This is a genomic window from Sanguibacter sp. Leaf3, assembly GCF_001425965.1.
GTDB classification, from domain to species: Bacteria; Actinomycetota; Actinomycetes; order Actinomycetales; family Cellulomonadaceae; genus Sanguibacter; species Sanguibacter inulinus.
This window is the reverse complement of record NZ_LMRH01000001.1, coordinates 1,363,205-1,388,062: the sequence shown is the minus strand read 5'-3', so window position 1 is coordinate 1,388,062 and position 24,858 is coordinate 1,363,205. Positions and strand designations below refer to the sequence as shown.

Below are 24,858 nucleotides of genomic sequence, written 5' to 3'. Positions count from 1 at the left end.
GCTCGAGGGCCCGAGCGGGTCGGCTGGCGGTGTCTCGTCGGCACGAGGCGTGGCACCGCGCACGAAGACCTCGGCTCTCGCCGAGATCGCCTCGCGCTCGCCCCGCCGTCGTCGGCGAGGTCTGCGCGTCCGTCCTCGTGAGCTAGGCGACCTCCGCGGTCGGTCACCTGGAGACATCGTCCGACGAGATCGTCACCCGCGCACGCCGGGTAACTGTGCACAGCCGGGGAGTCGAGCTCACGCACGGCTGGCGACGGTAGGCCGCAACCGACCCACCCGACGACCTGGTGCCCCCGACAGGACTCGAACCTGCGACCTAGAGATTAGAAGGCTCTTGCTCTATCCACTGAGCTACGGAGGCACGTCGATCCTATGCGAGACCTGCGGCGTCGAGCACGTGGCGAGGGCGCGCGGTCGCTGCACGATGCCGACAGGTCCGCTCAGGACAGGTGGACGGCCCCCGCCTGGGCCTCGACCACACCCTCGCCCTGAGAGGATGTGTGCATGACGCAGCCCTCCCCCGCACCGACCGACCCGCCCTCCGAGCAGGACGACACCGTCGAGATCTGGACCGACGGCGCGTGCAAGGGCAACCCGGGCGTCGGCGGCTGGGGCGCGTGGCTCAAGGCCGGCGGGCACGAGCGCGAGCTCTTCGGCGGCGAGGCCGTGACCACCAACAACCGGATGGAGCTCACGGCCGTCATCGAGGCGCTCCGAGCTCTCAAGAGGCCGTGCGTGGTCAACCTGCACGTCGACTCGACCTACGTGATGAACGGCATGTCGAAGTGGATCGCAGGCTGGAAGCGCAACGGCTGGCGCACCGGTGACAAGAAGCCCGTCAAGAACGTCGACCTCTGGCAGGCCCTCGACGAGCAGGTCGCACGGCACACCATCACGTGGACGTGGGTCAAGGGGCACTCGGGCGACGTCGGCAACGAGAAGGCCGACGAGCTCGCGAACCGCGGCGTCGACGAGGTCCGCGCCCGCGGCTGACACCGTCGCATCACCCCCGGGCAGTAGGCTCGGGACGTGATCGAGATGAAGACCCCCGCCCAGATCGTCAAGATGCGTGAGGCCGGCCGCGTGGTCGCCCGCGCACTCCAGGCCATGCAGGACGCCGCAGCGGTCGGCGTGACGCTCAAGGAGATCGACAGCGTCGCCGCGCGTGTCCTCGCCGACGCCGGCGCGACCTCGCCCTTCCTCGACTACCACCCCGACTGGGCACCCGTCCCCTTCCCCGGGGTCATCTGCGCGTCCGTCAACGACGCGATCGTGCACGGCATCCCGACGGACTACGCCCTCCAGGACGGCGACCTCGTGAGCATCGACTTCGGGGCTGTCCTCGACGGCTGGTGCGGCGACTCCGCCCGCAGCTTCATCGTCGGGACGCCGCGGGCCGAGGACCAGCGCCTGGTCGACGTCACCAAGGCCGCGCTCGACGCCGGCATCGCCGCAGCACAGGTGGGCAGCACGATCGGCGACATCGGCCACGCCGTGTCCAGGGTCGCCCGCAAGGCACGCTTCGGGAACCTCGAGGACCACGGCGGGCACGGCATCGGCACCGAGATGCACATGGACCCCTTCGTCCCCAACGAGGGCCGCCGCGGCAAGGGACTCAAGCTGACGCCCGGCCTCGTCATCGCGATCGAGCCGATGTTCATCGCCGACGGTCACGGAGACTACGTGCAGGACGACGACGGCTGGACGCTGCGCTCACCGCGCGGTGCACGCGCCGCCCACTGGGAGCACACCATCGCGATCACCGACGACGGGCCGATGATCCTCACTGCTCTCTGAGGAGAGAGAGACACGCCCCCCGGGGCCCTTCGAGCCCTGAGGTGCTGCGGTCAGCGCCCAGGCGCTGTCACTCCTCGGCACCCCGCGGAATGTCAGCGAGCCTGCCGGCCTCGTCTCCGCTCAGCACCTCTCGACCCCTCCGACCGTCAGCGGTCGGAGGGGTCGTCTGCTGTCCTGGGGTCCTGCGGCGCCTGCCTGGCGGAAGGGGTGGGGCTCGCCGCGGTAGGGCCAGCGGCTCCGGAGCCGAGCCTGGCGTCCTCCTCGCGCGCCGCAAGCGTGATCTCCTCGCCGTGGGTCGCTCCGACCGACGCACCGCGCCAGCGGTCGATCCCGACGACCACCCCGAGGGTGACGACAGCCAGGCACACCCCCGCGAGCACGTCGGTGATGAAGTGGTAGCCGAGGTACAGCCGGCTCGCTGCGACCACCAGCACCACCACGACGCTCACGACGGTCCACTCGACGAAGGCGCTCCGGGTGCGCGCCTCGCGCCACAGCAGGTACCCGCCGACGAGGACGAGGGTCGCCGCGCCGATCGTGTGGCCGGACGGGAAGGAGAAGGAGGACTCCACGCCCGGGACGGTCTGGAGATCTCCCGCGGGCCGAGGACGAGCCACGAGCGCCTTGACCACGGTCGAGACGATCGTGGAGAAGACCATCGCGCCGACGAGCATCACCGGGTCGCGCCAGCGGTGCGTCCGCCAGCCCCAGATCCCGCAGCCGACGGCGACGATCACCGGCAGGACGTAGGGGCCGAAGACCGTGGTGATCGTCGTGAACACCGTGGTGAGCCAGCCTGTCCTGTGGTCCGCCAGCCACTCGAGCGCAGGCTGGTCGAGGCCTGCCAGGTCGTCGCGCTCGAGGACGGCGTCGAGCAGGACCGCGAAGCCCGACGCCCCGAGGATCACGAGCAGCAGCCCGGGCAGGAGCGCTGGGACGCGACGGGTGGTCTCTCGTGAGGGCATCAGCCGACACTACCCTCGCCCCGACGGCTCGGCAGCGGGAGGTGTGCGGGCGGTATGCGAGGTGTCTGTGGGAGCTCTGCAGCGGAAATAAGGGTGCGCGGCAGAGCAGCCAGGTGGTTGGCTCGTGCCACACCGCGGTGACGTCATGGGACCTCAGGAGTCGACACCTGAGCCCGCACACCTGACAGTCACGGAGCACCACACCATGCACCCCCTGAACCCCCACGGCGACCTCGCGCTCTTCGAGCTCGAACGCCATCGGCTCGTGCAAGAGATCGCACGAGCCCGCCGAGCCCCGCACACCCGGTCTCTCGCAGCCCGGCTCTGGGCTCGGATCGCACACCTCCTCCACCGCGACGCGTGAGCGCCGCCACCGAGCCCCGTCGCCGGGGTCAGCACCCTCCCGGCGACGGGGCTCTCTCGTGCACGCCGTAGGCTGAGCCCGTGGCACGAACACAGAGCAAGAACGACCGCATCGTCTGGATCGACTGCGAGATGACAGGCCTGGACCTGGGCGCCGACGCCCTCGTCGAGGTCGCCGCAGTGGTCACCGACTCCGAGCTGAACGTCCTGGGTGACGGGATCGACGTCATCGTCCGGCCACCCGACGAGGCGCTCGAGCAGATGAACGACTTCGTGCGCGACATGCACACGAGCTCCGGGCTCATCGACGAGCTCGCGGGCGGCACAACCCTGGCCGATGCCGAGGCGCAGGTGCTCGACTATCTGCGCGGCTTCGTCCCGGAGCCCGGCAAGGCTCCCCTGGCCGGCAACTCGGTCGGGACCGACAAGATGTTCCTCGACCGCGACATGCAGGACCTCGTCGCCCACCTGCACTACAGGATCATCGACGTCTCCTCGATCAAAGAGCTCGCCCGACGCTGGTACCCGCGCGTGTACTTCGCCTCGCCCACCAAGAACGGCGGGCACCGCGCCCTGGCCGACATCCTGGAGAGCATCGACGAGCTGCGCTACTACAGGTCGGCGCTCTTCGTCCCCCAGCCCGGCCCGGACACGGCCACCGCCCGTGCGCTCGCCACGAGCATCGCCCAGGACTCCGTCTCGGGCACGCTCTCCGTCCCGGAGGCCTTCGGCACCGCCGGAGGCCGCTGACCTGCAGATGTCCCGTCGCCGGGATGCCGCTGACCTGCCGCTGACCTGCACCGAGAGGCCCGGCGACGTCCCGACGGTCCTGGCGGGAGTTTGACCTGCGTCACATGCCGACAGGTAGAACCGCGAGATCTCGCGGTTCCGGATGTCCTGTCCGGGGGTGCAGCAGCCCAGCTCGTCGTCCGGGCCGACACAGTGTCGCCGAGCACCTGAAACACCAGGTAGGATTCTCAACGGTTCGGTACGCCGGACCACGTGATCTCGTTCGGCCCGGAGACGGACCGGATGCAGACGCATGGTGGGTATAGCTCAGCTGGCAGAGCACCTGGTTGTGGTCCAGGGGGTCGCGGGTTCAAGTCCCGTTACTCACCCCATGCAGAAGGCCCCTCGCGGAAGCGGGGGGCCTTCGTCGTACTCCAGGAGAGCGCCCTACGCTCCCCAGAGACGACGAACGCGCCAGCACCCCTGGAAAGGGCTGCCGGCGCGTCCTGCGTCCGTGAGGTGGCTCCTGCGTCAGGACCTCGTCGCGCGCGCCGCGATCGCATCGGCGAAGCGCTCGAGGGCTCCGGGCGACTTCGCGAGGAACAGCGACGGCTCGGTGAACTCGAGCTCGAGCAGGACAGGCTCGCCGTCGTCTCCGGGGAGCATGTCGATGCGGGCGTAGAGCATGTCTGCCGCAGGGTCCCCGAGCACCTCACGGGCAGCCTCGAGGGCACGGTGGGCCAGCGCGAGCTGAGGCTCGGTGGCCTCCGTCGCACGCATGATCTCTTCCTGGTAGAGCCCCTGGGTCGGGCGGTGACCCCGCGAGAGCATCGCGTTCTTGCGGACGGCGTGCGAGAACTCGCCGCCCACGAAGATCAGACCGGTCTCACCCGCGACGTCGACCTGGTTCTGGTACGGCTGGACCATGACGTGACGCCCCGAGCGGAGCAGCTCGCGGGCGTGCAGGATCGCCTGGCCGCGGGCCTCGGCGGTGTTCTCCTGGTAGCGCGCGGTGTCGCGGGCTCCAGCGCTGACTGTCGGCTTGATGACGTAGTCACCGTGCGCGGGCAGGCGCGTGTGGATCGCCTGGGAAGTGAGGTGACGGTCAGGGTCGAGCCACAGCGTGCGGACGATGGGGATGCCCATCTCGCCCATGGTCTTGAGGTAGTACTTGTCGGTGTTCCAGGCGAGCACCTCGGCGTCGTTGGCCAGGCGCGGGACCTTGCGGGCCCACTCGATGAACTCGTCCTGACGCTGGGAGTAGTCCCAGGTGGACCGGACCACGACGAGGTCGAAGGAGTCCCAGTCGACCTCGGGGTCGTCCCACACCGCGGCGACGGCGTCGATGCCGCGCTCCGCGAGCGCACCCAGCAGCGGGGTGTCGTCAGGGTCCAGGTCAGGGAGGACGGAACAGGTCGCGAGAGCTACACGGGTTGTCGGCACCAGCCCAGGATAGCGAGCGCGGCGCACGAGGGCGCAGGGGCGCGTGCAGAAGAGTCGCGACTCACAGCGAGAGGCCGGATCTACGGTCGGCGCGCTCGTCTCCGACGACGACTCATCACGGCTCCCCCGGGCGACCTCCGAGAACGACGAAGGCCCGGGATCGTGATGATCCCGGGCCTTCTGTGGTGCGCCATCCTGGACTCGAACCAGGAACCCGCTGATTAAGAGTCAGCTGCTCTGCCAATTGAGCTAATGGCGCGCGGAGAAAACTTTAGCAGCCTCTGACGCCGGAGCGCCAATCGGATCTGCTTGATGTCTGCGCAGTGAAAAACCAAGGACCAGAGCCCTTGGTTGATGTTCACCGCTCGACTTCGGTGATAACTCTACCCCACGTCAGAAGGTGCTCTGTCCACCTCGTCGTCGACCACCGGGGCGGCCGGGTTCACGAGGTCGATGAGCAGGGCCATGGGGATCCGCTCGTCGACGAGACGCGCGAGGAGGCTGCTGACGTCCGGGAGGTCGGGGAGCCCCGAGAGGTCGATCTCAGGCGACGCAGTGTCGTCGACGTCGAGGTCTGCCGCGGGGCGCTCGCGCAGGTCGGACGGGACCGCCGAGGCGACGACAGGCGCGACGACCTCGGTCTCGCGCTGGCTGGCACCCGGGACACGACGCGGGAGCGCTGCACCCTGGCCGGAGTCCACCTCGGTCGATCGAGAACGGCTCGTCAGCATCACAGCCACCTTTCCCACGTGGAGTTCCCCATCAGCCCACTCAACACCAGGAGTGAGCCGGACCACAATGGAGAGATGTGCCCATGTGGTGAGGGGGCCGCACAGGTGCGGCCATCTCCATCATCCACGCCCTCCCTGGATCTCGCCTGGACGACTCGCGCGCACCCGACGTGCCGCGCAGCACACCTGTCCGCCTCACGGTCCAGGTCGGTCGCGGCGCGTAGTCTGAGCCGCGGGCGGCGCGGCACGGTGCGCTCTCGCACGGGCAGTGCGAGCAGCGACCTGGGCGCACGAGCCGCCCAGCACCTCCAGCACCTCCAGCTCTTACCAGCCTTCTTCACAGCACCGTCTCCCACAGACACGAGGAGCCCCATGACGACCCGCCTCTCCCCCACGGACCTCGCCCCCGAATTCTCGCTGCCCGTCGCGGGCGGCGGCACGATCTCGTCGGCCGACCTCTCCGGCAAGCGGGCGATCGTCTACTTCTACCCCGCTGCGAGCACCCCGGGCTGCACCACCCAGGCCTGCGACTTCCGCGACTCTCTCGCCTCGCTCCAGGGCGCCGGGTTCACGGTCGTCGGGATCTCCCCGGACCCTGTGTCCAAGCTGGAGAGCTTCGTCACGTCGGAGCACCTGACCTTCCCGCTCGCCTCCGACGAGGACAAGTCCGTCGCGACGGCCTTCGGCGCGTACGGCGAGAAGAAGCTCTACGGCAAGGTCGTCACCGGCATCATCCGGTCGACCTTCGTCATCGACGCCGAGGGGCGCATCGAGCTGGCGCAGTACAACGTGCGCGCGACCGGCCACGTCGCGAAGCTGCGCCGCGACCTCGGCATCGACGCGGCCTGATCTCCGTCCGGCGTGGCTGGTCTGCCGACCAGCCACGCCGTCGACCGAGCACGACGGTCTGCGGCACGGTCACCGACCAGCAGCCGCGTAGACTGCACGGCGAGCGCGAGTGGCGTAATTGGCAGCCGCGCCAGGTTTAGGTCCTGGTGTCTTCGGACGTAGGGGTTCGAGTCCCCTCTCGCGCACTGGCAGACTTTTCGCATGACCTCCCCCCGACCTCTGGCAGACGACGCAGCCGCTGCGCACGACGACGCAGCTCTGAGCCCCGGGCCCGACGTCCTTGACGTCGCCGGGACCTCCTCGCCTGAAGAGGCTCCCCGGTCCGCTGCTGCATCCTCCGTGCACGACGGAGAGACCGAGGTCGACCCAGAGCACCAGATGCCGAGCGGCCGGTACAGGGCTCGCACGGTGTCCTTCGTCCAGCGCAGCGGTCGCCTCAAAGACCGCCAGCAGCGGACCTGGGACGAGCTCGCACCGCGCTTCGTGGTCGAGCCGCCCCGCGCCGTCGGACGGACGTCTGTCGACCCCGACTTCGTGCTCGACCCGGAGGCCGTCTTCGGGCGCACGGGCCGGCTCGTCGTCGAGGTCGGGTCTGGCCAGGGCGAAGCTGTCGCGCACGCCGCGGTCGAGTCCCCGGAGACCAGCTTTCTCGCGGTCGAGGTGTACAGGCCAGGTGTCGCGCAGACCTTGCAGCGACTGCGGGCCACGGGTTCGACGAACGTCCGCCTCATGCAGGTCGACGCGGCCGTGCTGCTCGGGTCGACGATCGCCCCGGGGAGCGTCGACGAGCTCTGGCTGTTCTTCCCCGACCCCTGGCACAAGGCCAAGCACACCAAGCGCCGTCTGGTCACCCCAGGCTTCGCCGACCTCGTGGCTCGCGCGCTGCGCCCGGGTGGCGTCTGGCGCCTCGCGACAGACTGGGCCGACTACGCCCGGCAGATGCGTGAGGTGCTGGGAGCGTCCGAGCACTTCGACGTCGACCTCGACGCTCCCCGCTTCGCAGGCCGTCCGGTGACGAGCTTCGAGCGCAAGGGCACCGAGAAGGGCCGGGAGATCGTCGACATCACGGCCGTCCGCCGAGGCTGAGCCCACGGCTTCACCCCGCTGGCTTCCCAGACCTCGCTGACTTCCCGGGCCTCGCGCACCTCGGCAGCCCCCTGAGGCCTGCGGCGCGGACCAGTGCGACCTCGTCCAGACGCACGACGACCGGCCCAGGATCTCCTGGACCGGTCGTGGTCTGCCGACTCACCGCACACAGCGGTGGGTCGGGTCGTGCTGGGGTCGTCAGACCCGTGCGGTCAGACTGCGGTGCCGCCGCCTGCGCCCTGCGCGGCGATCTGCGAGCGGACCTCGTCCATGTCGAGCGCCTTCACGGCGTCGACGACCTGCGCGAGAGCCGGCGCGGGGAGCGCTCCGGGCTGCGAGAAGACGAGGACGCCCTCACGGAAGGCCATCAGCGTCGGGATCGACGTGATGTTCGCAGCGGCCGCCAGGCTCTGCTGAGCCTCGGTGTCGATCTTGCCGTGCACGATGTCCGTGTTGGTCTCGGAGGAGGCCTCGAAGACTGGGGCGAACTGGCGGCACGGGCCGCACCAGGACGCCCAGAAGTCCACCAGGACGATGTCGTTGTCCTTGATGGTCTGCTCGAAAGATTCCTGCGTGAGTTCCTGGGTTGCCATGGGGTTCCTTCCACCGGTCGGTATGCCTCTTAGGACAATAGTGGGGGGCGATCTATTCCCCGCGCGCGTCGAGAGCCCACCGCCGAGCACCTGGGACCGCTGTTCGCCCTCAGACGATCGTCGCCTCGACGCCGTGCCCCCGCTGGCTCTGGGCCGAGGTCGCGGGGTACAACTGCTGGGTGACTGACACCGCGGACTTCCCCCACGACCCGTTCGAACCCGAGGACTCGACGCCGGCCGGCTGGCTGAGCGAGCAGGACCTGACGGGCGCCCGCGCGCACCTGCCCCTGGTCTACGTCGACGCCGTCCCCGTGCGGGTCGACGACTCCGGCGACGTGGTCGCAGTGGGCCTGCTGCTCCGCGTGTCCCGCACCGGTGCGATGACCCGCGCACTCGTCTCGGGTCGCGTGCTCTACCACGAGAGGCTCCGCGACGCCCTGCTGCGGCACATCGAGAAGGACCTCGGCCCGGTCGCCCTCCCGCAGATCCCTCCGTCGCCGCAGCCCTTCACCGTCGCCGAGTACTTCCCGACCCCCGGTGTCACCGCGTACTACGACGCCCGTCAGCACGCCGTCTCGATGGCCTACGTCGTCCCGGTCAACGGCGACTGCCAGCCTCAGCAGCACGCCCTCGACCTCGCCTGGCTCACCCCGGAGCAGGCGTGCAGCGAAGAGGTCCAGGCCGAGATGTACGGCGGCCAGGGCGTCCTGCTCAAGCAGGCCATGGCGCACGTCGGGCGCCTGAGCTGAACGCCGAGGGAGTGACGTCGGTGCTGACCGCTGCACCAAGCGTCCGCAGAGCGATGCCGTAGAGCACCTCGACGCTCCCACCAGCCCCAAGACCACCCTCCACGGAACGGACATCTATCCACAAACAGTTGAAAACTCTTGATCTACGTCGAAACTCCCGATAAGTTGACACTCGACATTCAGCATAGATGCTTTTTGTCAAGCAAGAGTGACAACTAGAACAAGGAGTGACGATGCGACAGATCTTCGGCAGACGTCTGGTAGCAGCGATCATGGGTGTGTCTCTGCTTGGCGGAGGTCTGGTCGCGATGGCCCCGACCGCCACCGCAGACTCGCGATGCAACAGGGCAAACCACACGCACGGAGCCCTCACGTGGAAGAGGACCGATCACTTCCTCGGCAAGTACGCGAGCCCATACCTCACGGGAATCACGGTCTACAGCCACACCAACTCCAACCCGGTGAACTGCAGCTGATGCGCGCGGCGACCAGCGGGGGACAGATCACGCTCGCGGCCACCTGCGCTCTGCTGGTCGCCTGCGCCAGCACCTCCGGCACGAGCCCGGAGACTGACACCCTGACGAGCTCCCCCGCTGACGAAGCGCCCCTGATCGCCTTCAGCACCGAAGAGCACGAAGCACTCCGCACCTGCGCGTCTTCAAAGCTGGGGCTGGACTTCGACGTGGACCTGCTGGCGGAGCGCTACGCGGCCCCCGAGAACACTGAGCCGGAGACCGCATGGGAGACCGAGCGATGGGCCCGATCCTACGAGCAGTGCCTCTTCGAGCTGTTCGAGGACAGGATCCTCCCCGAAGATCCCCACTGGGAGATGACTTTCCGACACGCCTATGCCCTCGACCCCGACGGAAACCCGGTCATGGACGACCCGCTGGCACTCTGGACCGACCAGGAGCCGTCCGAATGACCGCCGAACCCCTCCGACGGCCAGCGCTCCATGGGCTCGTCGCAACCGTGGTCACTCTGACTCTCCTGGCGAGCTGCGGCTCTCCGGACGACGACTCGCGTGCAGCCCCGTCTCCCACCCAGCACACCGCCAGCCCGCTCGCGCCTTACATGTCACTGCTGGCCCTTGACTCTGCCGAGCAGCTACGGCTCGATCTTGAGGGTGAGCGTCTCATCGCCGCCTGCCTCAAAGAGCAGGGCTTCGACTACGACCAGCCGTACGTCGCCGACGACGTCGTCCTCGACAGCTCGATCGACCCCGCCGAGTGGGCTGCGACATTCGGCTATGGCGTGACGACACTCTCCCAGGACGCCTCGACCGGGCAAACCCAGTCAAGGTCCGGTGCTGAGCAAGCCGCCTACGACCTGGCGCTCTTCGGGACAGGGACCGATCCTGACTCTGGGGTCGCGTACGACTGGGAGCAGGAGGGGTGCCTGGGGAGCGCCTACCACGAGGCATCCGACGGGATGGACGACGTCATGCGTGACGAGCAGTTCGCAGCCTTCTTCACGGCACACGCGGCAGTCCAGGAGGGCGTCGCCGCATCAGAGCCCGCCGCCGATCTCGCACGTGAATGGTCTGACTGCATGGCAGACGCGGGACACGCTGGCATAGCGAGCCCCGCCGATGCCAAGCTCACGATCCAGCAGGATCTCGCAGCCGCCCTCTCCGTAGCCTCCGACCAAACCCTGCCGAGCAGCGAGATCGCGGACCTGCGCAGCGCCGAGATCACCCTGGCGAGCACTGACCTCGCCTGCCAGGACGCGGTCGACTACGCCGCTCGGTACGACCAGGTCTTGTGGTCTGCCGAAGCCTCCCTGCTCGAGGACTTCCGCACCGACCTCGAAGCCCTCGCGATCGCGACGGGACGCTGACTCCAGCTCGCACAGCTAGAGGTCGAGGCGGGGCCAGTCGTGCAGGTCGTCCTGCATGCGCCTGTCGTGGGTCGCGACGACCACGGCCGCCGAGGTACTGCGCAGCGCCTGGGTGAGGTCGTCGACGAGGTCGATCGACAGGTGGTTGGTCGGCTCGTCGAGGAGCAGCACGTGCGGTGCGGCGAGCAGCGCGCACGCCAGGTCGAAGCGGCGGCGCTGCCCGACGGACAGCTCGGAGACGGGCCGGTCCAGGTCCTCCTCCGAGAGCACGCCGAGCATCGCGACAGGGACGACGTAGCTGGGGTCGAGCGCGCCCGTCGCGAGCAGGTCGAGGGCGAGGGCCGCGTACTCGTCGAAGCCCGTCGGCACGTGGCCGTCCTCGGTCGGTGACCCTGTGCGGTGGACGCCCTCCTGCGAGACGACACCGAGGCGTGCCCGCGACAGTGCAGTGCGGTAGCCGCGGTCGAGCGGGACGGTCCCGGCGAGCGCTCCGAGGAGCGTGGACTTACCGGCACCGTTCGCACCGGTCACCAGCAGGCGCCCGGCGGCGGGGACGACGATGCGCTGCCCCGGCAGGTCGAGGCGCGGCGGCCTGCCGTCGTCGCCGTCGACCCGCGGGTTGCGCACCTCGACGACGGGGTCGCCCGCCCCCCAGGTGGGCTCCATCGAGGGCAGGTCGGGGAAGTGCAGGGTCGGCGGGGGCGGCGGGATCTCGACGGCCTCGGCCTCGAGCTTCTCGACGAGTCTGTCGGCGGCCTTGACGTGGATCCGTGCCCGGGTGCCTCGCCGGTGCTTGTTCGAGCCCTTGGGAGGGCGCCACTCGTCGGAGAGCCCCTCGTAGGACTGGTCCAGACGCTCGGCGAGCTGCGCGGCGCGCTTGCGCTCGGCCCTGTAGCGCTGGCGCCACCTGTGCAGCGCCTGGTTCTTGGCGAACCTGTAGGACAGGTAGCCGGGTTGACCGTAGAGCACCGGGCGACCGTCGATCGACGGGTCGAGGTCGAGGATCGCTGTCGCGACGTCGTCGAGCAGCTGCCTGTCGTGGGTCACGATGACGACCCCACCACCCCACTCGACGAGCTCGCGGGTGAGGAAGGCGATGCCCTCCCGGTCGAGGTGGTTGGTCGGCTCGTCGAGCAGCAGCAGGTCGGCACGTCCCGCGAGCCGGCAGGCCAGGCGCACCCTGAAGCGCTCGCCGACCGACAGGGTCTCGAGAGGTCTGGTCAGGTCGCGGCAGGCCCCCAGGCGGGTGAGCGCGACGTCGGCTCGACGTTCGGCGTCCCACGCCGCCAGGTGCTCGACGCGGGCCATGATCTCGGCGAGCTCACCGAGCCGGGCGCCCTCGTGGTCGAACTCGGCGCTCGCCCGGTCGAGCTCGTCGGCCGTGCGACGGACGTCGGCGAGTGCTTCGTCCACGAGGTCACCGACGGTCTGCCCGGGGAGGACGACGAGCTCCTGCGCCACGACAGCGACGGTCCCGACGCGCCGGACCTCACCGCCGCTCGGGTCGATCTCGCCTGCGAGCAGCCTGAGCAGGGTCGTCTTGCCCGAGCCGTTCTCACCCACCACCGCGAGTCGCTGCCGGGCGCTCACCCGCAGGGAGACGTCAGAGAGGACAGGCCTGCCGGGATAGCCGAACGAGAGGTTGTCGGAGACGAGATGCACCCGGCCACGATACGTCGCGGGTACCGTTCCTCTGTGCTCAATTCTGAGAACGGCCCCGTGACCCGTCCCACGCGAGGGGTCCGCGTGCCCCTCGCCGTCGCTGCGGCGGCCGACGTGCTGTGCGTCGTGGTCTTCGCCGCAGGTGGCCGCTCCTCGCACGACGAGCAGGGTGGTCTTGTCGGCCTGCTGACGACGGCCTGGCCCTTCCTCGCCGGGGCGGCGCTCGGCTGGGCGCTCGTCGCGCTCGTGCCGGCGCTGTCAGGACGAGGCGCAGCGCGGGGTTCGGCGAGCGCCCGGCTCGCGGGTGTCTCAGACCTCGCCCCGGCAGGCCTGGTCGTCGCAGGTGCCGCATGGGCAGGCGGCATGCTGCTGCGCCTCGCGACAGGTCAGGGTGTCTCCGGAGCCTTCCCGCTCGTCGCACTCGGCTTCCTGGCGCTCACCCTGCTCGGGTGGCGCGGTGTGGTGGCGCTCGTCAGCCGCGCAGCACGTCGGCGATCGTCGGCGCCAAGGCCCTGAACGCCTGGCCGCGGTGGCTGATGGCGTTCTTCTCCTCGGGGCTGAGCTCGGCGCAGGACCTGTCGTAGCCCTCGGGCTGCAGGATCGGGTCGTAGCCGAAGCCGCCGTCGCCGCGCGGAGCCGTGAGCAGCGTCCCGACCAGCTCGCCGCGGACCACGTGCTCGACGCCCTCGGGCGTCACGAGCGCTGCTGCGCAGACGAAGCGTGCGCGCCTGTGCTCGGGAGCGATGTCCCCCAGCTGGGCGAGCAGCAGGTCGAGGTTGGCGCGGTCGTCACCATGACGGCCGGCCCAGCGGGCCGAGAAGATGCCGGGCGCCCCGCCGAGGACGTCGACAGCGAGTCCCGAGTCGTCGGCGACGGAGGGCAGCCCCGACTCGGCGGCGAGCGCCCGGGCCTTGATGAGCGCGTTGGCCTCGAAGGTCACACCGTCTTCGACAGGCTGGACGTCCGTGAAGCGGGCCGCCCCGACGACCTCGTCGGGCAGCAGACCGGGGACGGTCCCGGCGGCGAGCAGGATCGCTCGCAGCTCACCGACCTTGTGGTCGTTGTGCGTGGCGAGGACGAGACGTGGGTCGGTCACGGCGGTGCTCCCTGGGGACGAGGGTGTGGCGGGACGGGCTGCGGGTTGGTGTGCAGGTCGACGGGGCTCCTGCGCGCCCAGGCGCTCAGACCAGGTAGCTCGCCCCGGGTGCGACGACCTCGACGGGTCCGCTGAAGCTGGACCTCGCCTCGGCGACCGTGACCTCGGGGTCGTTCCACGACGGGATGTGGGTGAGCAGGAGACGCGCAGCGCCGGCCTGCGTGGCGGCCTCACCAGCCCGGAGCCCGGTGAGGTGGACGCCGCGGACGCTGTCGCGTCCCTCGACGAAGGCCGCCTCGGCGAGCAGCAGGTCGACCGACCGCGCCAGCTCGACGAGACCGTCGCACGAGTCGGTGTCTCCCGTGTAGGCGAGGGTGGCGCGCTCACCGGGGCGAGTCGAGCTCGGCCCGGTCACCCGGACCCCGTAGGCCGGGATCGGGTGGTCGACCGCGACGGGCTCGATCTCGAAGGGACCGACGGTCGTCGTGGTGCCCGGCTCCCAGGCGCGGAAGTCCAGCTGACCGCTCATGGACTCGTGCGCCTCGAGACCGTAGGCCTCGGCGAGCCGCTGCTCGGCCACAGCCGGCGCGTAGACAGGGGTCGCAGGACGCCCGGTCCCCCGCTCCGACCCGCACACCGGGTGGTACTTGAGATACACGTAGAAGCCGCAGAGATCTGCGAAGTGGTCGGGGTGGAGGTGCGAGATCGCGACAGCGTCCACCTCGAAGGGGTTGACCTCACGCTGGAGGGCACCGAGAGCACCGCTGCCCAGGTCCATGAGCAAGGACCACGTGCGGCCGTCCGCGTCCGTGGTCTGCACCAGGTACGAGGACGCCGGGGACTCCGGCGACGGGAAGGAACCTGCCATCCCGAGGATCGTCAGCTTCATGCGACCGATTCCACCATGACTACCTCAGGACCGAGGAATCGTCGGGCGAGGACCGAGAACGACGTGGTGTCCCCCGTCGACTGGAACCTGTGGGTCGGTGGCCCCGCGTTCTCGTCCCTGGCGAGGTCGTGGGCGACCAGCGTGCGGTAGACGTCCTTGGCCGTCTCCTCGGCACTTGAGACCAACGTCACGTCGTCGCCCATGACGTAGGAGATCGCGCCGGTGAGCAGCGGGTAGTGCGTGCACCCCAGGATCAGGGTGTCGACCCCGGCCTCGCGGACCGGGTCGAGGTACCGGTGCGACACCTCGAGGACCGCCGGGCCCGAGGTCACCCCGGACTCGACGAGGGACACGAAGTCGGGGCAGGCCTGCGGGGTGACTGTGATCCCTGTCGCGACGGCGAGCGCGTCTTCGTAGGCGCGCGACTCGATCGTCGCGCGCGTCCCGATCACCCCGACCCGACCCGTGCGGGTCGCTGCGACCGCGCGTCGCGCCGCGGGCAGGATCACCTCGACCACCGGGATGCCGTGCCGCACCGTGTAGCGCTCGCGCGCGTCCCGCAAGACCGCGGCCGAGGCCGAGTTGCACGCGATGACCAGCATCTTCACGCCCTCGTCGACGAGGCTGTCCATGACGTCGAGGGCGAGCGCCCGGACCGTCGCGAGCGGCTTGGGCCCGTAGGGCGAGTTCCGGGTGTCGCCGATGTAGTGGATGGACTCGTGGGGCAGCTGGTCCAGGATGGAGCGGGCGACCGTCAAGCCCCCCACACCGGAGTCGAAGATCCCGATCGGGGCGTTGTTCACCCCTCGAGGATAGTCCGTCAGGACGCCCGGCCTGCCCGGCGGTGGTGCTCGAGCAGGCAGTCGGTCAAGGACTCCTGCAGGTAGCCGGTCAGCAAGAACACCGACCCGAGGAACAGCTCGGGGCCGCTGAGCGCCTCACCCGCGTGGCCTCGCGCAGACTCCTGCCCGGTCTCGGGCCCGTCACCCTCGTCCTCTTCCCAGGTCGCCGAGACGGACCTGTACAGCGCGTCGGTGTCGGCGTCGGTCTGCAGCCCAAGCCTCGAGCCGATCACCTGGCGGACGTCGCCGAGCGCACCGGCGATCTCGGCACCCTCCTCCCGACCGACGACAAGGGGCAGCTGCTCGTCCTCGTCAGCCGACGGTGAGGCCTCGAGCAGCAGGTCCGCGAAGAGCAGCAGCCGGTCGACCTTGCGCTGACGCAGGTCGTCGTCGGTCAGGCGGCGGAACTCGTGCGCGACCTCGGGGTCGTCCGAGGCGTCGGGCAGCAGCCTGCGCACCGCAGGGTCCGCTGGGGCGACGACGACGTCGGCATCGATGCCGTCGAGGATCTGGCGGAGGTGGTCGTCGGGGTCGGCGTCCTGGGCGCCGGGTCCGAGGCTGTCTCCGGCTGTCGCCGGGGTGCGAGCCGAGGCACCCGCGTCGTCCGGCGCGTCATGAGGCACGGCGCCGTCGAGAGGCTTGGCGCCGTCGAGAGGGGCGGTGTGGCTCTCGGTGGGCGGGGCCCCCTGGTCCAGCGGGGTGGCACCGATCTCCACGCCGTCCTCGGTGTCCTCACGGTCGACACGGTCGACGTCGGCCTCGCCGTCGGCCTCGTCGAGGTCCACGTCGGTGTCCTCACCGCCGAGGAGCTCGACCACGTCGCCGGTCACCTGGGCCAGCACGAGGCGTTCCGGGGTCGACAGCGCGGCGACGTACGCCGTTCCCTCGTCCGAGATCTCAAAAGGCCGCACGACTACTCCCCGCTCCGCTGCATGGTGGCCCAGAGGCCGAAGGAGTGCATGGCCTGGACGTCCATCTCGACCTTCTCCCGCCCGCCCGTCGACACGACGGCCTTGCCCTCCGAGTGCACCTGCATCATCAGACGGTGCGCCTTGCGCTCGGAGAAGCCGAAATAGCTCTCGAAGACGTAGACGACGTAGTTCATGGTGGTCACCGGGTCGTTCCAGACCAGGGTGACCCAGGGCTCACCGACCGAGGCACCTGTGTCCTGGCGCACTTCCTGGCCGGGGATGGTCTTGACGTTCACGGGTCAACTCTAGGTGCAGGTCCTGAAGCTCGTGCTCAGGTGCGCGTCCGCCCAGGTGACCTACGGTTGTGCCATGGGAACCGCGCTGCTCACCGACCGATACGAGCTCACGATGCTGCAGGGGGCGCTCGCCGACGGGACCGCCGACCGTCGCTGCGTCTTCGAGGTCTTCACCCGGCGCCTGCCGTCCTGGCGCCGCTACGGAGTGCTGGCCGGCACAGGACGCGTGCTCGACGCGATCGAGAAGTTCCGCTTCGACGAGGACGAGCTCGCGTGGCTCGAGCGAGAGTCTGTCGTCGATGCCCGCACCCTCGACTTCCTCTCGACGTACAGGTTCACCGGAGACGTGCGCGGTTACGCCGAGGGCGAGGTGTTCTTCCCGTCGAGCCCGGTGATGGTCGTCGAGGGCAGCTTCGCCGAGGCTGTCCTGCTCGAGACCGTCATCTTGTCGATCCTCAACTACGACTCGGCCGTCGCGTCGGCAGCCTCGCGCATGACGAGCGCGGCCGTCGGTCGTCCGTGCCTCGAGATGGGCTCGCGCCGCGCGCACGAAGAGGCCGCAGTCGCAGCAGCCCGTGCAGCAGTCGTCGCTGGCTTCGCCGGGACGTCGAACCTCGAGGCGGGCCGCCGCTACGGCGTGAAGACCATCGGCACGGCGGCGCACGCCTTCACCCTGCTGCACGACGACGAAGAAGAGGCCTTCCGGGCGCAGATCGCGTCGTCGGGCACCGGGACCACGCTGCTCGTCGACACCTACGACGTGACCCGCGGCGTCGAGCTCGCCGTCAAGGTCGCGGGCACCGGGCTCGGCGGCGTGCGTCTCGACTCGGGCGACCTCGGTGTGCAGGCCGTCGAGGTGCGCAAGCAGCTCGACGGCCTGGGCGCCACGGGCACGTCGATCACCGTGACCTCGGACCTCGACGAGTACGCGATCGCCTCGCTCGCCGCGGTCCCCGTCGACTCCTACGGGGTCGGGACCAAGCTGGTCGTCGGCTCCGGCGCACCGACCTGCGGCATGGTCTACAAGCTGGTCGCCCGCGAAGACTCCTCAGGGACCCTCGCCCCCGTCGCCAAGGCCTCGACGTCGAAGACGAGCGTGGGTGGCCGCAAGACTGCCGCGCGTCAGCTCGACGAGGACGGACGGGCGATCGCCGAGGTGGTCGTCACAGGCCGGGACGAGGCCGTCGCCGCGTGGGCACCGACGAGCGAGACGATGCGCCCGCTGCTCGTCGACCTCGTGACGGCTGGCGAGGTCCTGCCGGGGTGGACCGGCGCCGAGGGCGTCGTCACCGCTGCGGCGAGGCACGAGGCCTCGCGCGACGAGCTGCCGCGCGGAGCCCGCAGGCTGTCGACGGGCGAGGTCGCCGTTCCGACGACCTCGCTCGTGCTCGACTGAGACGAGCGCCAGGGACGCACCCAGGCGGCCCGCGCCTCGCACGTCTCGCGCCTCGACGCCCGTGGCGAGCAGCGCTGCGCGGCCTGCCCCGCCTCCAGCAGGCCGGCCGCCCGGCCACCCACGCCTTCAGCGGGCCGGCCGCCCGGCTATTTCTTCCCGACGAACCAGCCCCGCACGACCTCGACCCGCTGGGTCAGCTGGTCGATCGAGGCGAGCGGCACCTCGGGCCCACCGCTGCGACGCCGGAGCTCGTTGTGGACCGAGCCGTGCGGCTGGCCCGAGCGCCGGGCCCAGGCGGACACCAGCTGGGAGAGCTCTTTGCGCAGGTCTGCGGCACGACGGTGCTCGAGCTCGCTGCGCTCGGCGGCCTGCTGCGCCGCCTTGCCCTTGCCGCTCAGCTGGCTCGCCTGACGCTGCTTGAGCAGCGTGGTCACCTGGTCGGCGTCGAGCAGACCGGGCAGCCCGAGGAAGTCGAGCTCCTCGTCGGAGCCGACGTCTCCCCCGGTGCCGAACTCGCCGCCGTCGAAGAGCACCCTGTCGAAGGAGGCCTGCGACTCGAGCATCTCGAAGGACCCCTGGTCCGCGAGACCGTCGGAGGCCTTCTCCTCCCGGTTGGCGGCCGCCATGAGGGCGTCCTCCGGGTTGTACATGTCGCCCTGCTCCTCAGACGTGAGGGGCCTGTCGAGAGCGTGGTCACGCTCGAGCTCGAGGGTGTTCGCGAGGTCGAGCAGCGGGCCGACGCTCGGCAAGAACACCGACGCCGTCTCACCGCGGCGCCGGGCTCGCACAAAACGACCGACGGCCTGGGCGAAGAACAGCGGCGTCGACGTGGACGTGGCATAGACACCGACGGCGAGGCGCGGCACGTCGACACCCTCGGAGACCATGCGGACGGCGACCATCCAGCGGTCGTCCCCGTCGGAGAACTCGTCGATGCGCTTGCTGGCGCCGTCGTCGTCGGAGAGCACGACGACTGGAGACTGACCGGTGATCCGCGCGAGGTGCCCGGCGTACGCCCGTGCGTCCGTCTGGTCTGTCGCGATGACCAGACCACCGGCATCGGGGACGGCCCGACGGACCTCGCTGAGCCGCTTGTCGGCGGCAGCGAGCACCGACGGCACCCACTCGCCGTTCGGGTCGAGGGCGCTGCGCCAGGCCTGGGCCGTCATGTCCTTGGTCATCGCCTCGCCGAGACGTGCGCTGACCTCGTCCCCGGCCTTGGTCCGCCAACGCATCTGTCCGGAGTAGGTGAGGAAGATGACCGGGCGCACGACACCGTCGCGCAGCGCGTCGCCGTAGCCGTAGGTGTAGTCGGCCGAGGATCGGCGGATGCCGTCCATACCGCGGTCGTAGACCACGAAGGGGATGGGCGCGGTGTCCGAGCGGAAGGGCGTCCCGGTGAGGGCGAGACGGCGGGTGGCGCCCTCGAAGGCCTCCCGGATGGCCTCCCCCCACGAGAGCGCGTCGCCGCCGTGGTGGACCTCGTCGAGGATCACGAGAGTGCGAGCCGCCTCGGTGCGCGCCATGTGCAGCGCGGGGTTGGCCGCCACCTGGGCATAGGTGAGCGCGACGCCGTCGTACTGCGCGCCGTGACGTCCCTGGCTGTTCTTGAAGTTGGGGTCCAGACGGACACCCACGCGGGCGGCCGCGTCGGCCCACTGGTGCTTGAGGTGCTCGGTCGGGGCGACCACGGTGATGCGCCGGACCGTGCCCTGCTCGAGCAGCTCGGTCGCGATGCGCAGCGCGAAGGTCGTCTTGCCTGCGCCCGGGGTCGCGACAGCCAAGAAGTCGCGCGGGCTGCGGGCACGGTAGGTCTCGAGAGCCTCGGCCTGCCAGGCACGCAGCTTGGACGCCGTGCCCCAGGGGGCGCGGCGCGGGAAGCTCGGCGACAGGTGCGAGGCTGCTGCCGACGACGCAGCCTGCGGGACCGGGGTCGCCGGCAGCGGGAGCGGTGCACCGGCCGGAAGGCTGGTGTGGGCGTGACCGCTGTCGTGGTCCTGCGCCTCGCCACCCGTGGCAGGCTCAGGCTCAGGTGCGCTCAGTGCGCTGAGGTCGAAGGGTTCGCTCGTGTGCTCGGAGGACGCAGCACTCACTTGCCGGAGTCACCCGAGCCCGAGTCGCCGTCCTGCGGGTCGCGCAGACCCTCGTAGATCTCCTTGCAGATGGGGCACACCGGGAACTTCTTCGGGTCGCGACCGGGGATCCACACCTTGCCGCAGAGCGCGATGACGGACTTCCCGCTGAGCGCGGAGTCGAGGATCTTCTCCTTGCGCACGTAGTGCGCGAAGCGCTCGTGGTCGCCGGGCTCGACCTCCTCGCGCGTCTCGGTGTGCTCGAGGACGCTCGTCGACGTCCCGCCTCCGGGCCCGCCGGGGGCCGTGGGCGCGTTGAAGGGGTCCTGGGACATCTGGACCGGCTGGATCCGCTCAGGACCTGTGCTCGTCGACGGCTGCTCGCTCATGGGGGCGAGTCTACGTGGGAGCCCTGACAGCCGACGAGCGTCCTCAGCGCGTCGTGCGTCACGGCCGGCCCACGTCGACCTCTGACCAGCGCTTCTCTCCCTACTGATCGACCCCGGACCGTTAGCACAAGAATCTGAACAGACGTGGGACGAATGGTCACGAGGACCAGACCGCTCGGAGCCCCGATTCATGGAATGGGGAGAACTCCCCATCACCAAGACCAGCGGGATCTCTCTCAAAAACATGCCCTGACCTGGGCAGACATCGCCGTGTTAACGCCTCGTAACTTCTGCACAAGACTCTTACATCCGGCTGCTACCCGTTGGTAACGTCGCTCGAGTTCACCCCCCGGTTCACCCGGCCTCCTGCTGCCCGTCACCCGACGGACGGCCCACGAGGCTGCGCGCGCCACAGTCGTCGTCGACGACAGAGCTCCCACCTCCAAGGAGAATTCGTGACCGTTCACCGACACACGTCGGGTGCCAGAAGCCTCGGCGCAGCTGCCGTCGGGCTGGCCCTCGCGGCGGGGCTCGTCGCCCCGGCCGCCAGCGCAGACCCCACCACCCCCCTCACCGGGAGAGGGGCGGACGACACCTCCGGCCTCGACCCGGCAGTCGTCTCTCCGTCGCTCTCGGGGCGCGACGGACGCGTCTCCGTGTTCGTCCAGACGTCCGGCGCCGGAGCCCTCGAGGTGCAGAGCACCTCACGCTCGGCGGGCTCGGTCCAGCAGCGTGTCGACGAGATCGACGCGACCGCCGCCACGGTCGAGGCGCAGGCCACGGCGGTCGACGCCGACTCCGAGGTCCTCTACGTCACCCGGTACACGGTGCCGGGTGTCGCGCTCAACCTCGACGCCTCGGGCATCGACACGATCGCTGCCATGGACGACGTCGTCAAGATCTCGGCGATCCGCTCGCAGACCGTGGACCTGCCGACGGTGTCCGACCCGACCAACGTGAACTCCGACGCTCTCGTGAGCGCCTTCGAGGCGTGGAGCGGTGGCGGGACGACAGGCGCAGGTGTCAACATCGCCGTCGTCGACACCGGGATCGACTACACGCACGCGGCCTTCGGCGGACCGGGGACCACGGACGCGTACGCGACGGCCCTCGCCTCGACAGCGGCACCGGACCCGGCGTGGTACGACGCGACCAAGTATCTCGGCGGCGCCGACTTCGCGGGTCCGACCTACAACGCGGACCCGACCGACCCGGCCACCTACCAGCCCGTCCCCGCCCCCGACGAGAACCCGATCGACGGTCTCGGTGGCAGCCACGGCACGCACGTGGCTGGCACAGCCGGTGGCTACGGCGTCGGCGCCGACGGCCTCACCTTCGGCGAGGCGCCGGACGGAACCCGCCTCCCGGACGCCTACGCCGCGGTCGACGAGTCGACAGACTTCGAGATCGGCCCGGGCTCTGCGCCTGACGCCGGCCTCTACTCCCTCAAGGTCTTCGGCGACGCCGGCGGCAGCACCGACCTCACCGGTGCGGCGATCGACTGGGTGGGCGCGGCGATCGCCGACGGCCAGCAGATCGACGTCGTCAACCTCTCTCTCGGCAGCGACTTCGGGGCCGCTGACGACCCCGAGAACGCGATGCTCGCGGCCCTCATGGACCAGGGCGTCCTGCCCGTCGTCGCCTCGGGCAACGCCGGAGACGTCACGGACATCGCCGGGACCCCCAGCAACACCGCGCGGACGCTCGCCGTGGCCGCCTCGGCCTCGGGGCGTGGGCTCCAGGACTCGGTCACCGACGCGACGACCGAGCAGGCCTACGGCGCCCAGTACTCGCAGAACTTCGTCGGCCCCTTCACCCTGGAGGCGCCGGTCGTCCCGCTGACCGACCCGGCCAACCTCGAAGGGTGCCTGCCTTACTCGGCGACCGACGCAGCAGCCGTGGCGGGCAAGATCGTCCTGGTGGAGTGGAACGACGACGTCGCCCTCCCCTGCGGCTCGGCAGCCCGATTCAACAATGCCGCCACCGCTGGTGCGACCGGTGTGCTCCTCACCTCGACGGTCAACAGCTTCGAGTCCGGGATCGCCGGCAACGCCACCATCCCGGGTGCGCAGGTCACGGCCGACGCCTCGGCCGTGCTCCGACCGCTCGCGGCCGCCGGCACGCTGACCCTCGAGCTCTCCTCGGACCAGCTCGGCGTCTTCGACTTCTACGACCCGACCAAGACCGACACGATCGCCAGCTTCAGCTCGCGCGGCGAGCACGGCTCGTACAACGACATCGTCAAGCCCGACGTCTCGGCACCCGGTGTCGGGATCATCTCGGCGGCCTCGGGCTCGGGTAACGACCGCTCCGTCAAGAGCGGCACCTCGATGGCCACCCCGCTCACGGCCGGCGTCGCCGCGCTCGTCTACGAGTCGCACCCTGACTGGTCCGCGGACAGGGTCAAGGCGCAGATCATCAACACCGCGACGCACGACATCGTCGTGAGCGGTGACGACCCGACGGCCTACGCCCCGGCCCGTGCTGGCACAGGACGGATCGACGCCCTCGCCGCCGTCACCAACCAGGTCACCGCGGCGACCGACGACGTCGGCGGCCTCGTCACGGCCTCCTTCGGGATCGTCGAGGTCCCCGCCGCCGGGTACACCGAGACCCGCACCATCACGCTCACCAACGACGGCCCTGACACCGCGACCTACACGCCCACGTACGAGGCACGCACCACGGTCCCCGGCGTCGAGTACTCGGTCTCCCCTGCGACGGTCTCCGTCCCGGCGGGCGGAACGGCGACAGCCACCGTCACGCTGACCATCACCGACCCGAGCGCCCTGCGCAGGACGCTCGACCCGACGATGGAAGCCGTCCAGGGCGGCCTCGCCCGCCAGTTCGTCTCCGACGCCTCGGGAGTGCTCGAGCTCGTCCCGACCGACGACGCGCGCGGGACGCTGCGGGTGGCGGTCTTCTCCGCACCGAAGCCTGTGAGCGACGTCCACGCCGCCCCGGTGGTCCTCACGGACCCCGCAGCGACCACGGGCCAGCTCACGCTCGCCGGGCCTGGCCTGGCACAGGGCGAGGGCTCCGAGGCGTACGCCTCGACAGGCGTGCCTCTCCAGCTCGGCGTCGAAGACGCTGTCGAGGAGTTCCCGGCCGACTCGGCCTCCAAGACCCTCTCGTCCCTCGACGTGGTCGCGGTCGGTGCCTCGAGCACAGCGCCGCAGCTGGACGACCCGTCCGCAGGCGTCCTCACCTTCGGTATCGCGATGGACGGCGACTGGGGCCGCATGCAGTCCCGCAGCTACCCCGTCGTCTCGATCGACACCGACAACGACGGGACCGAGGACTACTACACCTACGCCACGATCTACGACGACACGATCGACCTCATGGTCGCCGTGACGGTCGACGTCGCCGCAGATGCCGTGGTCAGCGTCCTGCCGATCAACCTCGCCGAGGGTGACGTCGACACGAACCAGTTCGACAGCAACGTCCTGACGATGTCGGTCCCGCTCGCCGACCTGGGGTACACCGCCGACTCGGCTGGCACGACGATCAGCTATCACGTGGAGACCTACTCCGAGTACGCACCTCGCTCGGCTGAAGACCCCACGAGCTCGCTCGTCGACTCGACCGGCACGGCGACCTTCGACGTCTTCGCACCGGCCGTCTGGTTCGGGGCGAACGGCGCCGAGGAGATCTTCTACGAGGACGCCGAGGGCTTCATCCCGGTGAACCTCACCCCGGCACCGGCACCTGCAGGCGCTGTCCCGGCAGCCCTCGAGCCCGTCGCCGGCGCACCGCGGATCCTCATGCTCCACCTCAACAACGGCGACGGCGCCCGGGCCGACATCGTGGACATCCTCGCGGACGTCCCCGTCGCCCCGGAGCCCACGGACCCGCCGGTCACCGAGCCTCCGGCCCCGACCGACCCTCCGGGTCCGACGGGCGAGCCGACGGCGATCCCGACGGACCCGACCCGGACCGAGCCGACATCTGCGGGCGGACCAGGGCGGCTGAGCAACACCGGTGCTGACGGCATCACGACGGCCCTGGTCGTGGCCGGTCTGCTCGTGGTCGCCGGCGGCACGACTCTGGCCGTCCGTCGCCGCCGGACCGGAGGTGACGCGGGGTCCTGACCCTGCCCACCGCCGCAGCCAGCGGCACCACAGCACTGCAGCGCAGCACCCCGTCGGTCGTCGACCG

Annotated in this window: 24 protein-coding genes and 4 tRNA genes; 14 read left to right on the top strand and 14 right to left on the bottom strand. The window is 70.2% G+C overall.

The window, feature by feature from the left end; all coding sequences use genetic code 11:
- Window positions 1–285: 285 nt before the first annotated feature.
- Window positions 286–361, bottom strand: a tRNA-Arg gene (locus ASG53_RS06010).
- A gap of 143 nt (window positions 362–504) precedes the next feature.
- Between ASG53_RS06010 and rnhA the strand changes: the two genes are divergently transcribed.
- The gene (gene rnhA / locus ASG53_RS06005; RefSeq protein WP_056129696.1) at window positions 505–993 is read left to right on the top strand and encodes a ribonuclease HI; all 489 of its coding nucleotides are present in this window, start codon (window positions 505–507) and stop codon (window positions 991–993) included.
- Window positions 994–1,029: 36 nt separating this feature from the next.
- On the top strand, window positions 1,030–1,797 hold the full coding sequence (gene map / locus ASG53_RS06000) for a type I methionyl aminopeptidase (protein ID WP_056129693.1): 768 nt from the start codon (window positions 1,030–1,032) through the stop codon (window positions 1,795–1,797).
- Window positions 1,798–1,943: 146 nt separating this feature from the next.
- Here the strand turns inward: map and ASG53_RS05995 are convergent, their stop codons facing one another.
- Window positions 1,944–2,762, bottom strand: a complete 819-nt coding sequence (locus tag ASG53_RS05995) for a phosphatase PAP2 family protein (protein WP_082543821.1) — start codon at window positions 2,760–2,762, stop codon at window positions 1,944–1,946.
- Between the two features lie 444 nt (window positions 2,763–3,206).
- Between ASG53_RS05995 and orn the strand changes: the two genes are divergently transcribed.
- Together orn and ASG53_RS05980 are read left to right on the top strand one after the other, a co-directional pair.
- Complete coding sequence (orn, locus tag ASG53_RS05985) at window positions 3,207–3,875, top strand: oligoribonuclease (RefSeq protein WP_156382676.1); 669 nt, start codon at window positions 3,207–3,209, stop codon at window positions 3,873–3,875.
- Between the two features lie 295 nt (window positions 3,876–4,170).
- A tRNA-His gene (locus ASG53_RS05980) sits at window positions 4,171–4,246 on the top strand.
- Window positions 4,247–4,385: 139 nt separating this feature from the next.
- Here the strand turns inward: ASG53_RS05980 and ASG53_RS05975 are convergent.
- The 3 genes from ASG53_RS05975 to ASG53_RS05965 form a co-directional block, all read right to left on the bottom strand.
- Complete coding sequence (locus ASG53_RS05975; RefSeq protein ID WP_056129687.1) at window positions 4,386–5,297, bottom strand: ATP-grasp domain-containing protein; 912 nt, start codon at window positions 5,295–5,297, stop codon at window positions 4,386–4,388.
- 183 nt (window positions 5,298–5,480) lie between these two features.
- Window positions 5,481–5,556: transfer RNA gene (locus ASG53_RS05970), tRNA-Lys, on the bottom strand.
- A 124-nt stretch (window positions 5,557–5,680) separates the two neighbouring features.
- Window positions 5,681–6,028: a hypothetical protein gene (locus ASG53_RS05965; protein WP_056129686.1), complete on the bottom strand. Its 348-nt coding sequence runs from the start codon at window positions 6,026–6,028 to the stop codon at window positions 5,681–5,683.
- A 372-nt stretch (window positions 6,029–6,400) separates the two neighbouring features.
- Between ASG53_RS05965 and bcp the strand changes: the two genes are divergently transcribed.
- From bcp to trmB, 3 genes are all read left to right on the top strand, one after another.
- Window positions 6,401–6,877 (top strand): thioredoxin-dependent thiol peroxidase, encoded by a 477-nt coding sequence (bcp, locus tag ASG53_RS05960; RefSeq protein ID WP_056129683.1) that lies wholly within the window; start codon window positions 6,401–6,403, stop codon window positions 6,875–6,877.
- A 103-nt stretch (window positions 6,878–6,980) separates the two neighbouring features.
- Window positions 6,981–7,062 (top strand) — tRNA-Leu (locus ASG53_RS05955).
- Between the two features lie 16 nt (window positions 7,063–7,078).
- Window positions 7,079–7,963 (top strand): tRNA (guanosine(46)-N7)-methyltransferase TrmB, encoded by an 885-nt coding sequence (gene trmB / locus ASG53_RS05950; RefSeq protein WP_235533846.1) that lies wholly within the window; start codon window positions 7,079–7,081, stop codon window positions 7,961–7,963.
- A 212-nt stretch (window positions 7,964–8,175) separates the two neighbouring features.
- Here the strand turns inward: trmB and trxA are convergent, their stop codons facing one another.
- Complete coding sequence (gene trxA, locus ASG53_RS05945; protein ID WP_056129681.1) at window positions 8,176–8,556, bottom strand: thioredoxin; 381 nt, start codon at window positions 8,554–8,556, stop codon at window positions 8,176–8,178.
- Between the two features lie 179 nt (window positions 8,557–8,735).
- Between trxA and ASG53_RS05940 the strand changes: the two genes are divergently transcribed.
- From ASG53_RS05940 to ASG53_RS05925, 4 genes are all read left to right on the top strand, one after another.
- Window positions 8,736–9,305, top strand: coding sequence for an NUDIX hydrolase family protein (locus ASG53_RS05940; RefSeq protein WP_056129678.1), 570 nt, complete (start codon window positions 8,736–8,738; stop codon window positions 9,303–9,305).
- Window positions 9,306–9,538: 233 nt separating this feature from the next.
- Window positions 9,539–9,781, top strand: a complete 243-nt coding sequence (locus ASG53_RS05935; RefSeq protein ID WP_056129676.1) for a hypothetical protein — start codon at window positions 9,539–9,541, stop codon at window positions 9,779–9,781.
- Window positions 9,781–10,230, top strand: a complete 450-nt coding sequence (locus ASG53_RS05930) for a hypothetical protein (RefSeq protein WP_056129674.1) — start codon at window positions 9,781–9,783, stop codon at window positions 10,228–10,230. The genes ASG53_RS05935 and ASG53_RS05930 overlap by 1 nt, the downstream gene beginning before the upstream one ends.
- Window positions 10,227–11,144, top strand: coding sequence for a hypothetical protein (locus ASG53_RS05925; RefSeq protein ID WP_056129673.1), 918 nt, complete (start codon window positions 10,227–10,229; stop codon window positions 11,142–11,144). Before ASG53_RS05930 ends, ASG53_RS05925 begins: the two co-directional genes overlap by 4 nt.
- Before the next feature lie 15 nt (window positions 11,145–11,159).
- Here the strand turns inward: ASG53_RS05925 and ASG53_RS05920 are convergent, their stop codons facing one another.
- Window positions 11,160–12,806: an ABC-F family ATP-binding cassette domain-containing protein gene (locus ASG53_RS05920; protein WP_056129669.1), complete on the bottom strand. Its 1,647-nt coding sequence runs from the start codon at window positions 12,804–12,806 to the stop codon at window positions 11,160–11,162.
- Between the two features lie 33 nt (window positions 12,807–12,839).
- Here ASG53_RS05920 and ASG53_RS05915 point away from each other — a divergent pair, with 33 nt between their 5' ends.
- Window positions 12,840–13,322 (top strand): DUF3054 domain-containing protein, encoded by a 483-nt coding sequence (locus ASG53_RS05915; protein WP_235533845.1) that lies wholly within the window; start codon window positions 12,840–12,842, stop codon window positions 13,320–13,322.
- Here ASG53_RS05915 and rdgB read toward each other — a convergent pair.
- The 5 genes from rdgB to clpS form a co-directional block, all read right to left on the bottom strand.
- A complete protein-coding gene (gene rdgB, locus ASG53_RS05910; RefSeq protein ID WP_056129650.1) occupies window positions 13,279–13,902 on the bottom strand; it encodes an RdgB/HAM1 family non-canonical purine NTP pyrophosphatase in 624 nt (207 codons plus the stop codon). The two genes, ASG53_RS05915 and rdgB, sit on opposite strands and share 44 nt — an antisense overlap.
- Window positions 13,903–13,987: 85 nt before the next feature.
- A complete protein-coding gene (locus ASG53_RS05905) occupies window positions 13,988–14,791 on the bottom strand; it encodes an MBL fold metallo-hydrolase (RefSeq protein ID WP_056129648.1) in 804 nt (267 codons plus the stop codon).
- A complete protein-coding gene (murI, locus tag ASG53_RS05900; RefSeq protein WP_056129646.1) occupies window positions 14,788–15,594 on the bottom strand; it encodes a glutamate racemase in 807 nt (268 codons plus the stop codon). Before murI ends, ASG53_RS05905 begins: the two co-directional genes overlap by 4 nt.
- Before the next feature lie 17 nt (window positions 15,595–15,611).
- Window positions 15,612–16,544 (bottom strand): DUF2017 family protein, encoded by a 933-nt coding sequence (locus ASG53_RS05895; RefSeq protein WP_056129644.1) that lies wholly within the window; start codon window positions 16,542–16,544, stop codon window positions 15,612–15,614.
- Window positions 16,545–16,546: 2 nt separating this feature from the next.
- On the bottom strand, window positions 16,547–16,840 hold the full coding sequence (gene clpS / locus ASG53_RS05890; RefSeq protein WP_056129637.1) for an ATP-dependent Clp protease adapter ClpS: 294 nt from the start codon (window positions 16,838–16,840) through the stop codon (window positions 16,547–16,549).
- A 73-nt stretch (window positions 16,841–16,913) separates the two neighbouring features.
- Between clpS and ASG53_RS05885 the strand changes: the two genes are divergently transcribed.
- Window positions 16,914–18,236, top strand: a complete 1,323-nt coding sequence (locus ASG53_RS05885; protein ID WP_056130795.1) for a nicotinate phosphoribosyltransferase — start codon at window positions 16,914–16,916, stop codon at window positions 18,234–18,236.
- A 146-nt stretch (window positions 18,237–18,382) separates the two neighbouring features.
- Here ASG53_RS05885 and ASG53_RS05880 read toward each other — a convergent pair whose 3' ends face one another.
- Both ASG53_RS05880 and ASG53_RS05875 read right to left on the bottom strand, forming a co-directional pair.
- On the bottom strand, window positions 18,383–20,179 hold the full coding sequence (locus tag ASG53_RS05880) for a DEAD/DEAH box helicase (protein ID WP_056130793.1): 1,797 nt from the start codon (window positions 20,177–20,179) through the stop codon (window positions 18,383–18,385).
- Window positions 20,180–20,325: 146 nt separating this feature from the next.
- Window positions 20,326–20,643: a DUF3039 domain-containing protein gene (locus tag ASG53_RS05875; RefSeq protein ID WP_056130788.1), complete on the bottom strand. Its 318-nt coding sequence runs from the start codon at window positions 20,641–20,643 to the stop codon at window positions 20,326–20,328.
- Between the two features lie 509 nt (window positions 20,644–21,152).
- On the opposite strand from ASG53_RS05875, the gene ASG53_RS05870 reads away from it, so the two are divergent.
- Complete coding sequence (locus tag ASG53_RS05870; RefSeq protein ID WP_056129635.1) at window positions 21,153–24,791, top strand: S8 family serine peptidase; 3,639 nt, start codon at window positions 21,153–21,155, stop codon at window positions 24,789–24,791.
- The last annotated feature ends 67 nt before the right edge of the window (window positions 24,792–24,858 follow it).